This window comes from Novosphingobium beihaiense, from assembly GCF_022832375.1.
Classification (GTDB): domain Bacteria; phylum Pseudomonadota; class Alphaproteobacteria; order Sphingomonadales; family Sphingomonadaceae; genus Novosphingobium; species Novosphingobium beihaiensis.
Map to the genome: position 1 here is coordinate 101,157 of NZ_JALHLG010000018.1, position 15,255 is coordinate 116,411.

Consider the following 15,255-nt stretch of genomic DNA (forward strand, 5'->3'; position numbering starts at 1 on the left):
TCTTCCCGGAAGGGGACTTGACCTGCACGGCGGCGCACGGGACTCTCTGCGGCAACACTGCCGATGGGGGAGTTCATGACGCTGGAAGACATGCTCGCCCGTGAGGCGATCCGCGATACCTTGGCGAAATACACCATGGCGGGTGACCGGTTGCGCATCGGCGATTTCGTTTCGTGCTTCACCGAAGATGCGGTGATCGAAAGCGAGCGTGTGCCGGCCGATCGCCTGTTTCGCTACGAAGGGCGCGCGGCGATCCAGGCGTGGCAGGAACGCTGGCTGCGCGGAGAAGGCGGCACGCATGGCGCCACGTTCGTGCGGCATCACTTGTCCACGTCGCGGATCGTCCTGGAGGGCCCGGATAGCGCCAGTGCGCGCACGTACTGGGCCGCCTGGACCGACATCGGCCCCGATCACGCCGGGTATTATCTCGATACCTTCCGCAAGGCCGGGGAGGACTGGCTGATCGCTCATCGCCGCGTGCGGATGGACTGGGAGGCGGAAAACAGCCTGTTCAGGAAAGCCGTGCCGAATTCGAAGGGGTGAGGTTCGTGTCCGGCATGCTGGTCAACTCCCCGGAGCAGCGGCGCGGTGCATCAATTCTAAGCCGGATCGCATGGCACGATGGATGCTGAAACAAGTTCAGCATAACGTGTAAAAACGCGCTGCCGTGGCAGTGTCGCGTAGTGTCACCGCCCCGGCGTTGTGAGGGGCATTTACGTGTTACGCCGTAGTCCGCGATGATCCCGGGTAAACGGATATTACCGTACTTGAAAAGGCATAAGACAAGCCGCGAAAGGCGGAAGGGAGAACGTCAGATTTCTGACCGCGGATGATCCTGCAGGCATAGTGACCAAGAACAAGCCGCACGGGGAGTACTATGCAGGATCAAATCATCGATCTGGCGCTTGAACTGACGACAGTGACCAAGGCCAAGATCGCCGATCTCGATCAGATCATGTTGCGCACGCAGATGCTGTCCATGAATGCCCGGCTCGAAGCGGCCCGTGCCGGCGAGGCGGGCAAGAGTTTTGCTGTCGTCGCGCAGGAAATGGGTTCCGTTTCGCAGGAGGTGACAGCGCTCTCCGCCTCGCTCAATTCGGCGATTACCGAGAATGCGAACCGGATTCAGGATGCCGGGCAGGAGATGTCGCTCAGTTTCAGGGGCAGCCGTTATGCCGATCTGGCGCGCAATGCCGTGGAGATCATGGACCGCAATCTCTACGAGCGCTCTTGCGACGTGCGCTGGTGGGCGACGGACAGTGCCGTTGTCGATGCGGCCGAAAATCCGGGCGCCGAAGCCCTTCGCCACGCGACATCGCGGCTCGCCACGATCCTGCGTTCCTATACCGTGTATCTCGATCTCTGGATCGCCGACCGCTCCGGCCGGGTCATCGCCAATGGCCGGCCCGGGCGTTACGGGAATGCCGTTGGAGCCGACGTGTCGCGGGAGGAATGGTTCCGGCAGGGCATGAAGACGGCCGATGGCGACAGCTTCGTGGTGTGCGACGTGGAGACCGCCCCGCGTCTGCAGGGCGCGCAAGTCGCAACATATGCCACGGCGATCCGCGAAGGCGGGGCCGCACAGGGCAGGCCGGTTGGCGTGCTGGGCATCTTCTTCGACTGGGAGCCGCAGGCGCAGGCCATCGTTGAGGGCATTTCGCTTTCCGAGGAAGAGCGCAGCCACAGCAGAGTCATGCTGCTCGATTCCCGTTTCCGGGTGATCGCGTCGAGCGAGAAGGGGGCATTCGGCAAGAGCTATCCGCTGCAGGCAGACAATCCCTGGGGCTATTCGCTGCAGGATGGCAAGATCGTGGCCTATGGACTGACGCCGGGCTATGAGACCTATCGCGGGCTGGGCTGGTTCGGCTGCATCGAAAGCGCGGCGGGGGCGGGCTGAACACCGCCGGGTTTTGTTCCAATAGGAAGTATTGCAAGAATAAGTATTTTGGACTCGAAGTACTGTTCCTGTTCCGGGCGGCTTTCAGGATGCCGCGGAACTATGCAGACGGCGGCCAGTCATGACTCCAGCGGAATCCCGGGTGGTCTGACGTTGCACTGTGCCTGTTGCCGCTGTGCGCCGATCTTGATGCCGCGTTTCAGAGGTATACTCTCCCAAACTGAGAACGATGTTTCCATATTTTAATCAGTGGATTTCATCGCAAATGAGGGAGAGATCTGATGAATTCCGCGTCCATCCGAATCCTGCTGTGCGCGACGTCCGCGCTTGCCTTTGCAGTACCCGCCTATGCCCAGGATTCGGCCCAGGCCACCGTCGGCACCAATGACATCATCGTGACGGCCCGCCGCAGCGAGGAACGCCTGCAGGACGTGCCGATCTCGATCACGGTCTTCAATCAGGAACAGCTGTCCGACAAGAACGTCGTTAATGCCAACGATCTTGCGACGTACACGCCTTCGCTTTCTTCGAACACGAACTTCGGTTCGGAAAACACGACATTCGCCATTCGCGGCTTTGCGCAGGATATCGGCACGCTGCCGTCGGTCGGCACGTATTTCGCCGAAGTCGTGACGCCGCGCGGTGCCTCCAACGGCCTGCCGACCGGAGACGGCGTGCTGCCGGGCAACTTCTTCGATCTCCAGAACGTCCAGGTGCTCAAGGGGCCGCAGGGCACACTGTTCGGCCGCAATACCACGGGCGGCGCCGTCCTGCTCGTTCCGCAGAAGCCGACCGACCTGCTCGAAGGCTATATTGAAGGGTCCTACGGCAATTACGACATGCGCCGCCTGCAGGGGGCGATCAATATTCCGCTGGCCGATACCTTCAAGGTCCGCCTTGCCGGAGACCGCATGCTGCGCGACGGCTATCTCAAGAACCAGAGCGGCATCGGCCCGAAGGACTTCAACGATGTCGATTACACGGCGCTGCGCCTCAGCGTGGTGGCGGACCTGACGCCCGATCTGGAGAACTACCTGATCGCGTCCTACATCCATTCGGATACCAACGGCCCGCTGACGAAGCTCGTCGCCGCCGATCCTGCAGAAGGCCTCGGCGGCATCTTCGCCGGGCAGCTCGCGCAGCAGGGCACCGGCTTCTACAACGTCATGAACCCGCTGGAGAAATCCTATTCGAAGATCGACCAGTGGCAGGTGATCAACACCACGACCTGGCTCACGTCGGATAATCTCACGGTCAAGAACATCGCCAGCTATGCCGAATACAAACAGACCATTCATGCCGGTCAGTTCGGCACCAATGCCACGATCGATTTCGATGCGCTGACCGGCGGCGCGCTGCCGATCGGATCCTACGACGTCAATTTCACCCAGATATCACCGCCGCCGGGCCTCAAGACCGCGGACCAGTACACGTTTACCGAGGAGTTGCAGCTCCAGGGCAAGGCCTTGGACAACCGGCTGGACTGGCAGGCCGGCGGGTATGCCGAAATCAGCCGCCCGCTCGGCTATGCCGGCAGCCAGTCGCCGTTCCTGGCATCGTGCACCGATGCAGGCGCCGATTTCCAGTGCTCCGATCCGATCGGCTTCCTGACGTATCTGGGTGCGGTGCAGCAAGTGATGGCGGCGGGCGGCGATCCCTCCACCGTGCCGCCGATCCATGTCGGCTCGGTGAACTACACGGTCGGCAAGACCTACTTCCAGGACTTCGGCCTTTACGCACAGGCGACTTATGCGCTGACGGACCAGCTCAAGCTGACCGGTGGCTTCCGTTATACCTGGGACAAGCAGCGCAACGAAAGCCTGCGTCAGACCTACACACTAATGTATCCGCCGTCCTACGGCCTGTTCCCGAGCCTGCCCGGCGCTCCGAACCCGCGCTGCACCGATCCCACGTCGGATGCGAACGGCTGTCTGGTGACGCTGCGCCAGAAGTCGAACAAGCCGACCTGGCTGATCGATCTCGATTACAACTTCACGCCCAATATGATGGCCTATGCCAAGTATGCGCGCGGCTATCGCGCGGCGACCATCGCGCCCAACGTGGCCGCGCCGCTGAACCTGGTGGGGGCCGAAAAGGTCGACAGCTACGAGATCGGCTTCAAGAGCAGTTTCCATGGCGCGGTGCCGGGCACCTTCAACATGGCCGCGTTCTACAACGACTTCTCGAACCAGCAGTTGCAGGTCGGCTTCAACGCCAGGGACGGGAGCGGCCAGGCATCGACGGCGGCGCCGGTGAATGCCGACAAGTCGGAGATCTACGGCTTCGAAGCCGAAGCCTCGATCACTCCGTTTGAAGGGCTGATGCTGGCGGGAAGCTACACCTATCTTCACACCGAGATCAAAAAGATCCCGGACTTTTCCGCCTTCAACGATCCCAACTTCATCCTGGCAGCGCCCTTCGATGTGGGTGATCCGGAAGTCCTTTCGCCCAAGCACAAGTTCACGGTTTCGGCCAAGTACACGCTGCCGCTGGATGAAAGCATCGGGAGGATCTCGTTCGGGGTGGACTACACCTACCGTTCGAAAATGCTGGTCAACTACATCGACCGCGAGAACCCGAATCCCGCCATCGCCGCGTTCAGCACGCTGCCTTCGCTGGGACTGCTGAATCTCAACTTCGGCTGGAATTCGATCGGCGGTTCCCCGGTCGACCTATCACTGTTCGCCACGAACGTGACCAAGGAGAAGTACTATACCTATGCGGCTGGTCTCGGCTCGCCCGAAGTCGGGTTCGAAACGGCATCGGTGGGCGAACCGCGGATGTACGGCCTGCGCCTGAAGGTCCATTTCGGCGGCTGATCTGGCTGGCTCTGCCCGCAGAAGGTGTGGGCCGCTAGGACGGATCGACATTCAGCCCTGACGGCCTGCAAATGGCGTTTTGCACGCTTCCGGTGCTCACGTACATGAAGTACGCTGCGCTCCGGCTCGCGCAAAATCACCATTTTCGACTCGCCATCTTCTGAATGTCGATCCGTCCTAGTTCGCAAAGAGGTCCGGCAGCCGCGGCATGCCGGGCTTTTTGCCTTTACAGCCCGGCGAGCACGTCCAGCATCGCGCTGGAGAACCGCGCGGTATAGGCCGTGTTGACCGCTGCGGGCTGGAAATCGGAGGCGTTCACCAGGAAGATCGCGTAGCCGAATGCCAGAAATGCCGCATATTGCCGCATCAGTTCGTCCAGAGGCGGCAGGCTGTGCCCTTCGGCCGCAATCGCGGCACGGTAGCGCGCCACCAGATCGCGTTCGCGGGTCTGCCGGTCCGCCATGTCGAGCGCGCAGGCCACATGATAGGCGACCTCGGCCATGACCGGGTCGAGGTGCGGCTGACTGTCGAAGAGCCCGGGTTCGCCATCGGTATCGATATAGAGATTGCCAAGGTGCGTATCGCCATGCAGCCGCGCCTGCGGCACCATCCGGCCGAAGCGTGAAAGCTTGCCGAGTGCGCCGAGAAACCAGTTCAGGTCATGGAACCGCACCGATGCCGCGGCACCCCGCGCGCTCCGAACAAACTCTTCCCAGACCGTCGGCGTCAGGATCGTTTCGCTGTAGCGGTGGAAGCCGTCGATCAGGCTGCCTGCCCATCCGAACCGCGCGTGCGGCGCAAAGTCCTGCGATCGTCCCAGCGTCATGGCATGGTGCCGGGCCAGCATTTCGAGCCTTCACGCAACCTCTTCCGGCGGGCGGGGGGCGGGTGCAGGAACGTCACATCGTGCGCCACCAGGTGTTCCATGATCACGATGCCCTGCCGCCGCTCCGCATCGAACCCGGCGAAGAAACACTGCGGCTGGCGCAAGGGCGAGAACGGCGCGACATCAGCATAGGCGTGGACTTAGTTGGCATGCATGTAGTCCATCATCCGGCTGTGCGGTTCGAAGCCGCCTTTCAGGATCACGGTGGCCGGGATCGCCGGGTTGTCCGTTTCCAGCGCCAGACGGATCTTGGTGCACGTGCCGTTGTTCACGCCGGTGATATGCGCGGAAGAAACCGTGCAGCCCAACGCTGCCGAAAGCCAGGCTTCGGTGATGCCGCTGGTCTCCACCGGCAGCGGCGTTGCTTGGGGCATGTCCGCCTCTCGTCCCTCTCCACCGGTCCTACGCCCCGGCAAGCGTATGTGGAGCATGGCGAAACGGCATGGGCACGCAACTGGTGAAACTGGAACACGATGCGATATTGACGTGAGGCAGAAATACCCTAAATGCCCGGTTTCCGGCATGCCGGGCGGTTAGCTCAGTTGGTAGAGCATCTCGTTTACACCGAGAGGGTCGGGGGTTCGAGCCCCTCACCGCCCACCACGGATTACACCTCATCACATCTCACTGAGCGTTGTAGCCCGCAGAAAACTGTGGTATTTACAGGGTCTGCACGTGCTCAGCACGTCCGAACCGATCTCATGGTTGCCCACCTGTTGGGGGTCTCGCCGAGTCCAATTCGGAAAAAGGCCCCCAATCATGTCTCTCGCGGACTTTACGATCAAAATGCTAGGCCGAAAGCCAAGGCATACAAGCTCGGCGACGGAGGCGGTCTTTATCTCCAGGTCAATCCGTCCGGAACCAAGCTATGGCGGATGAAGTATTGTAATCGGCGTGCGAATGGTGCCCCCTCCCTGGCTCGGTGATCGGCGCCCAATCGGGGAGTACTCCCCAGGTCATCTATTGTCGCTTGCGATGGAGGCAGGCGACGAGGCGGAGGAAGGCAAGTTCAGTTACGATCGCAAGGTTCAGCCGAAGCCCAAGCTCGGTCCCCACATTACCGAACTCAAGCGGTTACTGGTGGAGAACGAACGCAAGCCGCGCCGCGCCCACTACCGCACGACGAATTGGAAATCCTACAACGCAGCATTGGCGCAGAGAGGTTCGCTTCAGGTCTGGTTTTATCCCGGGATGCAATGGCTGTCCGCGCCGACGGGCAAGCGCGGGCGCCAACCTGTCTTTTCGGACGCCGCGATCCAGGCCTGCCTGACGCTGAAGGGAGTGTTCAAGCTTCCCTTGCGCCAGACCACCGGCATGGTCGCCAGCCTTCTCGAGATGGCAGGGCTTGATTGGCCGGTGCCGGATTTCAACACCCTGAGCCGGAGGCAGAAGACTTTGCTTGTCGAGATACCCTGTCAGCCCAGTCCCGGACCGTTGCGCCTGCTGATCGACAGCACGGGTATCAAGGCCGTTGGAGACGGGGAATGGTGCAGGCGCAAGCATGGTCCGTCCAAGCGCCGTCAATGGCGAAAGGTCCACCTGGGTGTGGATGCCGGATCGTTGGAAATCCGGGCCATCGAAGTGACCGGAAGCCGGGTTGGCGATGCCCCATGCTCCCCGAACTGCTGGAGCAGATCCCACACGATCACGCCGTCGCGATCGTCAGTGCCGACGGCGCTTTTGACACCAGGGCCTGTCACGAAGCCATCGCCGCGCGTGATGTCTGCGCCGTCATACCCGCTCGCTGTAATGCAAAAGCTTGGCCCGAGGGCACGCCGGGCGTTGCGGCCCGCAATGAAATTGTTCGCTCAAGCCAACGGTTTGGCAGGGCGATCTGGAAACGATAGAGCGGTTATCACCAGCGCAGCCTGGCCGAAACAAAAATGCATTGCTTCAAGCTGCTGGGCGAACGCGTCATGGCACGTGACTTCGATCGCCAGGTCGCCGAACTGCAAATCCGTGCAGCCATCCTCAACCGTTTCACCGCACTCGGAAGGCCTCAAACGCAGCGTGTCGTGTAACCGAATGCCCTCAAAGTCCGACTGCTGCCCTGCGACCGATTTGCGCAACAAAGCCTCTGCAAACGGTCCGACAATTGCGATTGAGTCAAAGTAAGATCTGCAACTTCGGTCCATCGAGAATATTTCAACTGCATGCCGATCAAGAAAAACCAGTTCGCCATGATAACTGGGGTACTTCTTGCCTGCAGCGTTGCAAATGAACCAGCGCCAAGCAGGCCGAAGTTAAAAGCGATAAAGTGGCCAAGCTGAGGGAAGTTCGCATAGCACTCACATGCCGATTTTCCATAACTAGATAAACGTCCGCAATGTCGGCGTATTCGAAAAGGCTGGTTCCGGACAAGAATCTTGAAAAGCGGCCGCGGCAGCCCGGGCTCGGATTTGTCCGCGCTGCTAGTACCCGGTGTACCGCCCCGGCCGGTGCCAGACGTAGAGAATGGCACCCGTCGCCATCACACCGAGCAGCGACCACAGGACGCGGGTGACATCCAGCGCGACGAGCGAAAACAGCAATACGCAGCCATCGAAGAGCATCTGCGTGCGGCCCGCGTTCCAGCCGCGCGTGCGGTAGAGCCAGAGCACGATGGCCCCCGAGCCGCCTGTGCCCGCGCCGTGGCGGGCCAGTGCCAGCGCGCCCATGCCGATCACGCTGCCGCCCGCCAGGGCAGCCACAGGCTTGCTGATCCAGTCGATATCGATGGTCTGCGCGGCGATCGCGGTCATCGCGAAAAGGCCGAAAGTGACGATCAGGGTCTTGACGATGAACAGCCAGCTCATCGCGCGCAGCGTCACGGCCAGCATCGGCAGGGTCATGGCCGCGTAGAACAGGCCGACGGGAAGCCCGGTCAGATAGTTCAGCACCAGCGAGATGCCCGCCACGCCCCCGGTGGCAAGCCCTGCGGCTTTCAGCAGAACCACGCCCAGCGAGAGCTGCACGGTGCCCACGAACAGGGCATAGGCGTCCTCAAGCCGGGTATGCGGCACCCCGGGAGCAGGGGCGCCTGCGGGTTCGGGCGGAGCGGGGCTATCGGATTTGGCAGACACGGCGGGTTCCCGGCAAAAGTCACATGCCGCAGGCTGCCTCTTCCCTTTCTTCCATGCAATCCAGGGGCCCCCTCTCTCGCGGGAGGGGGCTGCCCGGATCAGGCCGCGTCCTTCTTGCGGCTGGCGCGCTTGCGTTCGTGCGGGTCGAGGTGGACCTTGCGCAGGCGGATCGACTGCGGCGTGACTTCGACCATCTCGTCGTCGTCGATATAGGCGATGGCCTGTTCCAGCGTCATGACCTTGGGCGGGGTGAGGCGGATCGCATCGTCCTTGCCCGAGGAACGGATGTTGGTCAGCTGCTTGGCCTTCATCGGGTTCACTTCGAGGTCATCGGGCTTGGCGTTCTCGCCGATCACCATGCCCTCGTAGAGCTTTTCCTGCGGGGCCACGAACAGGATGCCGCGGTCTTCCAGGTTGTTGAGCGCGTAGGCATTGGCCTCGCCCGTGCCGTTCGAGATCAGCACGCCGTTGAGGCGGCCTTCGATCGCGCCCTTGTAGGGGCCGTACTTCTCGAACAGGCGGTTCATGATGCCGGTGCCGCGCGTGTCCGAAAGGAACTCGCCGTGGTAGCCGATGAGGCCGCGCGAGGGCGCCGAGAAAGTGATGCGGGTCTTGCCCACGCCCGAGGGGCGCATGTCGGTCAGCTCGGCCTTGCGGCGCTGCATCTTCTCAACCACCGTGCCCGAGTGCTCGTCGTCCACGTCGATCACGACGGTTTCGTAAGGCTCGGTGCGGCCGCCGTTTTCGTCGGTCTTGAACAGCACGCGCGGGCGCGAGATGCCCAGTTCGAAGCCTTCGCGGCGCATCGTTTCGATAACGACGCCGAGCTGCAGTTCGCCGCGCCCGGCAACCTCGAAGCTGTCCTTGTCCTCGCTCTCGGTGACGCGGATGGCGACGTTGGTTTCGGCTTCGCGCATCAGGCGGTCGCGGATCAGGCGGCTCGTCACCTTGTCGCCCTCGCGGCCCGCGAGCGGGCTGTCGTTGACGGCAAAGCGCATGGCGAGCGTCGGCGGGTCGATCGGCTGGGCCTGGATCGGCTCGGAAACCTGCGGATCGGCGATGGTGTTGGCGACGGTGGCCTTTTCAAGGCCGGCGAGCGCGATGATGTCGCCCGCGCGGGCTTCTTCCACCGGCACGCGGTCCAGCCCGCGGAAGGTCATCAGCTTGGAGGCGCGGCCGGTCTCGACCACGTTGCCTTCGCGGTCCATCGCGCGGATCGGATCGTTGATCTTGAGGACGCCCGACTGGACGCGGCCGGTCAGCACGCGGCCCATGAAGTTGTCGCGGTCAAGCAGGGTGGCGAGGAACGAGAACGGCGCGTCGGCATCGAGGTCCGGCGCCGGGACGTGATCGCGGATGAGCTGGAACAGCGGCTCCAGCGTGCCTTCGCGGGCATTGATGTCATCGCTGGCATAGCCGTTGCGGCCCGAGGCGTAGAGCACCGGGAAGTCGAGCTGCTCGTCGTTCGCATCGAGGCTGACGAAGAGGTCGAACACTTCGTTCAGCACTTCGTCGGCGCGGCCATCGGGACGGTCGATCTTGTTGACGACGACGATCGGCTTGAGGCCGAGGCCCAGCGCCTTGCCGGTGACGAACTTGGTCTGCGGCATTGCGCCTTCCGAGCTGTCCACCAGCAGGACGACGCCATCGACCATCGAGAGGATGCGCTCCACTTCGGCGCCGAAGTCGGCGTGGCCGGGGGTATCGACGATGTTGATGCGCAGGCCTTCCCACTCGATCGAGGTCGGCTTGGCCAGAATGGTGATCCCGCGTTCCTTTTCCAGATCGTTGGAGTCCATCGCGCGCTCTTCCACGCGCTGGTTGTCGCGGAAGGTGCCGGACTGGCGGAAAAGCTGGTCCACAAGCGTGGTCTTGCCATGGTCGACGTGCGCAATGATGGCGATATTGCGCAGGGGAAGCGGGGCGGACATCGGTTGTTTTCTTTCAAACAGGAGGGTGGTGCAAAGCGCATGCTGCACCGCAAAATCCGCGCGCCCTTAACCGATCCGCGCGATTCCGGCAAGCCGCCGTGCAGGGAATGAAATGTGGCAGGACTGTCACAGCGGTGCCATTTGTCCGCAATTTTTCGTTGCGCACGATTGTCCAACGGCCGGGAATTTTCTAAGAACACGAAGGATATCGGCGAGCCTTGCTGGCAAAAAGCGGACCGCCGGGCAGGAGAGGGACGGGGCCATGAAGGGTGTTTCCGCAAATCCCGCCGCGTGTTCGGGCGGCGGCGCAAGGGTGCGTAATGGGCTGATGCTGGGCGCTGCGCTGGCCGTGTTGGCCTGGGCGCCTCAGGCGATGGCGCAGGACGGAGCGCAGCCCGCTGACGACGTATTCTCCGACGAGATCATTGTTACGGCCACCAAGCGCGAGCAGACGCTGCAGGACGTGCCGGTGGCGGTGACGGTTACCACCGGGCAGACGATCGAGGACGCGCAGATACGCGATCTGAAGGATCTGCAGTCGGTGGTGCCTTCGCTGCGCGTGAACCAGCTGCAGTCGAGCGCCAATACCAATTTCTATATCCGCGGTTTTGGCAACGGCGCCAACAATGCCGGGATCGAGCCTTCGGTGGGGCTGTTCATCGATGGCGTGTACCGTTCGCGCTCGGCCTCGATGATTTCCGACTTTCCCGATGTCGAGCGGATCGAAGTGCTGCGCGGGCCGCAGTCCACCCTGTTCGGTAAGAACGCCTCGGCCGGCGTTATCTCGATTGTGACGAAGAAGCCCCAGTTCACCTTTGGCGGCAATATCGAGGCGGTCTACGGCAATTACGATGCCAAAGTCGTCAAGGGCATGGTCACCGGGCCGGTCAGCGATACGATCGCGGTCAGCCTTGCGGGCGGCCTCAACAAGCGCGACGGGATCGTCCGGGATCTGGCGACCGGCCAACGGACCAACGAACGCGACCGCTGGTTCACGCGCGGGCAACTGCTGTTCGACAATCACGATGGGCTCGAAGTCCGGTTGATCGGCGATTACGGCAAGATCGATGAGAACTGCTGCGCCGTCGTGAACTTGCGCCAATCGCTGCCGACGGCGGCGATCTTCGCGCTGGGCGGGGCGGTAAACCTGCCGTCCGAGGCATACGACAACATTGCCTATTACAACTTCGAGAGCTCCAACAAGATCAAGAACTGGGGCTTTTCGGGGCAGATCGATTATGATCTGGGCGCCACCAAGCTGACCTCTATCACGGCCTACCGCCGCACCGATGCGTTGACCAATCAGGATTCCGACTTCTCCAGCGCTGACCTGCTCGGCCGCAACTGGCAGGACTTGCGGATCAAGACCTTCACGCAGGAATTGCGCGCCAACTTCGATCTGGGCGAGAAGCTGCACGGGTTGCTGGGCGCCTATTATTTCAATGAGAAGATCGATCAGAACAACGCAGTGCTCTGGGGCAATGATGCGCGGACCTATGCCGATCTTCTGGTGCAGTCGCTGACGGGCGGGGCAAACAATATCGGCCATCTCGACAGCGGCGATCTGGAACTGATCCTGGGCAATCTGGAAGGCAATCCGGCGCAGTATGTGGGGCAGTTCTTCACGCCGGGCTCGGGGCTGACCGAAGCCTATACCGTCAAGAACGAGGCGTGGTCGGTGTTTGGCCAGCTTGATTTCGAAGTGGCTCCGGGCCTGACCGTTACCGGGGGCATCAACTACACGCACGACAAGAAGCGCTTCGCCACCAACACCACGTCGGACGATGTGTTCGCCGGGGTCGATCTGGTGGCGGATGGCCAGACCGCGATCTTCGCCCAGGGGCTTGCGGGGCTGGGTGTGGACCCAACCGATCCGGCGGCCATCGGCGCCTTCGCGGCTAGCAATCCGGCGGCTTATCAGGGACTGCTGGCTTACGCCGCGGCCAATGCCACGAACCCGGCGGTGAATTCGCTGCTTGGGTTGAAGCCGCTGCAGTATTTCCCGCCGTTCATGAATGTGCCCAACGCGGTCGAAGGGGGCAGGATCAGCGACGGCAACGTCAGCTACACCGCGCGCGTGGCTTGGGACATGACGCCCACGGTCAATGTCTATGCCGCTTTCGCAACCGGCTACAAGGCGGCCTCCATCAACCTTTCGCGAGACAGCCGCCCGACTCCGGCGGACCTGGCCGAACTGCGAGCGCAAGGACTGGCCGTGACCAACCTGACCTCGGGCAGCCGCTATGCCGATCCGGAGGATTCGACCGTCTACGAGGCCGGCCTCAAGGGCAATTGGGGCGTGGTGTCAGCCAATGTTGCGGTGTTCAGGCAGGTCATCAAGAACTTCCAGTCGAACATCTTTACCGGCTCCGGTTTCTTCCTCGCCAATGCGGGCAAGCAGTCCGCCTTCGGGATCGAGTTCGAAGGTTCGGCCAAGCCTGTCGATCCGCTGACGCTGACGCTTTCGATGACGTATCTCGATGCCAAGTACGACAAATTCGTGCTGTCGGCCTTCGGTGACTTGTCCGGCACGCGCCCGGCCGGGGCCACGCCGCTGTCGGTGACGTTCGGCGCGGAATATGTGCAACCGCTGGGCAATGGAGACAGGATCATCCTGCGCGGCGACTATCACTATGAAATGCCGTTCAAGCTGGTGGAAGGGCTGCCCGGCCTCGTCACTTACGATGCGTCCGGCAATATCGCCGATGTCAGCGCGGCGCTGGCCGCGGCTCGCGAATTCAAGCAGGATATCAACGATGTGAATGCCTCGCTGACATATGCGATGGCGAACGGCATTGAACTGTCGGTCTGGGGGCGCAACCTGCTCAACGACCGCACGATCCTCCAGATTTTTGACAGTCCGGCGCAGCCGGGCTCGATTTCGGGCTATCCGAACCAGCCGCGCACATATGGCGTGGCGGCGCGCTACCGCTTCTAACGGCGGAGTGTGACTGCGAACTTCGGCGGCAGGAGAAGCGCCGGGGAACGCATACTGCACAAGGGGTACGCTGCCGGGGGGCTGCGTGCCCCTTTTTCTTGCCCGCTGGATGTAAAGCGGTTAGCCAAACCGTGAAGTTGTCCGCGGGCGGGAAAGGACGGGCGCCGGTCATGCTCGAACACATGATATTGCCGTTCTACCGCTATGCCGACTTCCAGGGGCGGTCCCGGCGCATGGAATTCTGGTCTTTCGCGGTGTTGAACGTCGTCGTGATGGCGGTGCTGGCCAGCCTGGCCTTTTCGACCGGCTTTTCCCACCGCGTGCTGCTTCAGCGGGCGGAATTCGGGGGCAGGCTCGGTATCGCGGCCATTGCCTTCTTCGCGATTCTGGGCATCTACAGCCTGGCCACACTGGTTCCCAGCATAGCCGTGAACGTGCGCCGTCTGCATGACCGGGACATGAGCGGCTGGTGGTGTCTGGGTTTCGTGGTGCTGGGTGTGGTTCCGGTATTCGGCTGGATCGCGAGCATCTGCTATCTGGTGATTATGTTCCTGCCGGGGACTCCGGGGGCGAACCGTTTCGGGGAAGACCCCAAGGACCCGGCGGGTTCGCAGATATTCATTTGAGGGCCGGTTCGAAACGGATTCCTATAGGATCGCACAGCGCTTGCGGTTTGCGCTGCGGATCGTATTCTCTATAATATTCGAATACTTAGTGGTGCGCATTTTCGCACCGTGCATGAACAGGGGAATATCATGCAGCCTTACGGCGGTTTCTGGTGGCGCGTGCTCGCTTATCTCATCGACTTTGTCATTCTCTACATCGCGTCAACCGTTCTGATGATGATCCTGGGCATGGGCGCCATGTTCAGCAGTCTGGCCGGCGAACAGGCCCAAATGGCGGCAGCCATGAGCATGGGGCTGGTCATGATGGCCATCTCGCTCATTGGCAACTGGCTCTATTTTGCCCTGATGGAAAGTTCGTCGCTGCAAGCGACCGTCGGCAAGCTGGCCGTGGGCCTGGTGGTGACGGATCAGAACGGCAAACGCCTCAGTTTCGCGCGCGCCACAGGCCGTTATTTCGCCAAGATCCTGTCTGGCCTGATCCTGTTCATCGGCTACATCATGGTGGCCTTCACCGAACGCAAGCAGGGCCTGCATGACCTCATCGCCGGAACGCTGGTATGGAAGACCCGCGATCCGCGTTCGGTCGTCCAGCATGAGGACGTGTTCGCCTGATCACAATTCCCTGAGCGCCTGGGCCGGTTTCGCCCGCAATAGCGGCAGCGAACCGCCCAGCGCGAAGGCCAGCACCAGCACGACGCCCGCGCCCAGCACGGCCAGCACGCGCGGCCAGTCCGGCAGCCAGTCGAATTCGAACAGCTTGACCACCACCGCCCAGGCAAGGGCACTGCCGGTCGCAAGAGCGATCACGGCAAGCACGAGCGCCAGCAGGCCGTATTCGGCGATCTGCAGCGCCAGCAATTGCCGCCGGCTGGCCCCCAGCACGCGCAGGATCACGTTGTCGTAAGTGCGGCTGGCGCGGGCCGCGGCGATGGCGCCCAGCAGCACGGCAAGTCCGGCCAGCACCGCCACGGAGGCCGCTGCCAGGATCGCCACCGACATCTGGTCCAGAAGTGCGCGGGCATCGCGCAGCAGACTGCCCGTCTCGATCACCGAGCTGGAAGGGAAGGCGCGCGCCAGTTTTGGCAGCAGACCTGCC

At 62.2% G+C, this 15,255-nt stretch carries 12 protein-coding genes, 1 tRNA gene and 1 pseudogene; 9 read left to right on the forward strand and 5 right to left on the reverse strand.

The features are described from left to right. Positions 1-75 precede the first annotated feature (75 nt). From MTR66_RS13400 to MTR66_RS13410, 3 genes are all read left to right on the forward strand, one after another. A complete protein-coding gene (locus MTR66_RS13400) occupies positions 76-543 on the forward strand; it encodes a nuclear transport factor 2 family protein (protein WP_243921863.1) in 468 nt (155 codons plus the stop codon). A 334-nt stretch (positions 544-877) separates the two neighbouring features. Continuing rightward, positions 878-1,897, forward strand: a complete 1,020-nt coding sequence (locus tag MTR66_RS13405) for a methyl-accepting chemotaxis protein (RefSeq protein ID WP_243921865.1) — start codon at positions 878-880, stop codon at positions 1,895-1,897. Between the two features lie 281 nt (positions 1,898-2,178). After that, positions 2,179-4,716, forward strand: a complete 2,538-nt coding sequence (locus MTR66_RS13410) for a TonB-dependent receptor (RefSeq protein WP_243921867.1) — start codon at positions 2,179-2,181, stop codon at positions 4,714-4,716. A gap of 226 nt (positions 4,717-4,942) precedes the next feature. On the opposite strand, the gene MTR66_RS13415 is transcribed toward MTR66_RS13410, so the two are convergent. Both MTR66_RS13415 and MTR66_RS13420 read right to left on the reverse strand, forming a co-directional pair. After that, positions 4,943-5,563, reverse strand: a complete 621-nt coding sequence (locus MTR66_RS13415) for an aminoglycoside phosphotransferase/kinase family protein (protein WP_243921869.1) — start codon at positions 5,561-5,563, stop codon at positions 4,943-4,945. Positions 5,564-5,742: 179 nt separating this feature from the next. Beyond that, positions 5,743-5,976, reverse strand: coding sequence for a hypothetical protein (locus MTR66_RS13420; RefSeq protein WP_243921871.1), 234 nt, complete (start codon positions 5,974-5,976; stop codon positions 5,743-5,745). A gap of 153 nt (positions 5,977-6,129) precedes the next feature. Between MTR66_RS13420 and MTR66_RS13425 the strand changes: the two genes are divergently transcribed. The 3 genes and pseudogenes from MTR66_RS13425 to MTR66_RS13430 all read left to right on the forward strand — a co-directional run bounded on the left by MTR66_RS13425 (position 6,130) and on the right by MTR66_RS13430 (position 7,623). Continuing rightward, positions 6,130-6,205: transfer RNA gene (locus tag MTR66_RS13425), tRNA-Val, on the forward strand. Between the two features lie 98 nt (positions 6,206-6,303). Then, entirely contained in the window at positions 6,304-6,528 is a 225-nt protein-coding gene (locus tag MTR66_RS21440; protein WP_407673050.1) for an Arm DNA-binding domain-containing protein, read from the forward strand. Positions 6,529-6,682: 154 nt separating this feature from the next. Further along, positions 6,683-7,623 (forward strand): annotated as a pseudogene (locus MTR66_RS13430) (IS5 family transposase). A gap of 390 nt (positions 7,624-8,013) precedes the next feature. On the opposite strand, the gene MTR66_RS13435 reads toward MTR66_RS13430, so the two are convergent. Together MTR66_RS13435 and typA are read right to left on the reverse strand one after the other, a co-directional pair. Continuing rightward, positions 8,014-8,664: a YitT family protein gene (locus tag MTR66_RS13435; RefSeq protein WP_243921874.1), complete on the reverse strand. Its 651-nt coding sequence runs from the start codon at positions 8,662-8,664 to the stop codon at positions 8,014-8,016. Between the two features lie 98 nt (positions 8,665-8,762). Further along, entirely contained in the window at positions 8,763-10,595 is a 1,833-nt protein-coding gene (typA, locus tag MTR66_RS13440) for a translational GTPase TypA (protein ID WP_243921875.1), read from the reverse strand. 262 nt (positions 10,596-10,857) lie between these two features. Here typA and MTR66_RS13445 point away from each other — a divergent pair, with 262 nt between their 5' ends. The 3 genes from MTR66_RS13445 (at position 10,858) to MTR66_RS13455 (ending at position 14,771) form a co-directional block, all read left to right on the forward strand. Beyond that, the gene (locus MTR66_RS13445) at positions 10,858-13,533 is read left to right on the forward strand and encodes a TonB-dependent receptor (RefSeq protein ID WP_243921877.1); all 2,676 of its coding nucleotides are present in this window, start codon (positions 10,858-10,860) and stop codon (positions 13,531-13,533) included. Between the two features lie 131 nt (positions 13,534-13,664). Further along, on the forward strand, positions 13,665-14,159 hold the full coding sequence (locus MTR66_RS13450) for a DUF805 domain-containing protein (RefSeq protein WP_327194507.1): 495 nt from the start codon (positions 13,665-13,667) through the stop codon (positions 14,157-14,159). Between the two features lie 129 nt (positions 14,160-14,288). Then, a complete protein-coding gene (locus MTR66_RS13455) occupies positions 14,289-14,771 on the forward strand; it encodes an RDD family protein (RefSeq protein WP_243921879.1) in 483 nt (160 codons plus the stop codon). On the opposite strand, the gene MTR66_RS13460 is transcribed toward MTR66_RS13455, so the two are convergent. Continuing rightward, positions 14,772-15,255 (reverse strand): FtsX-like permease family protein (locus tag MTR66_RS13460; RefSeq protein WP_243921881.1); only part of this gene is annotated, 484 nt, incomplete at its 5' end.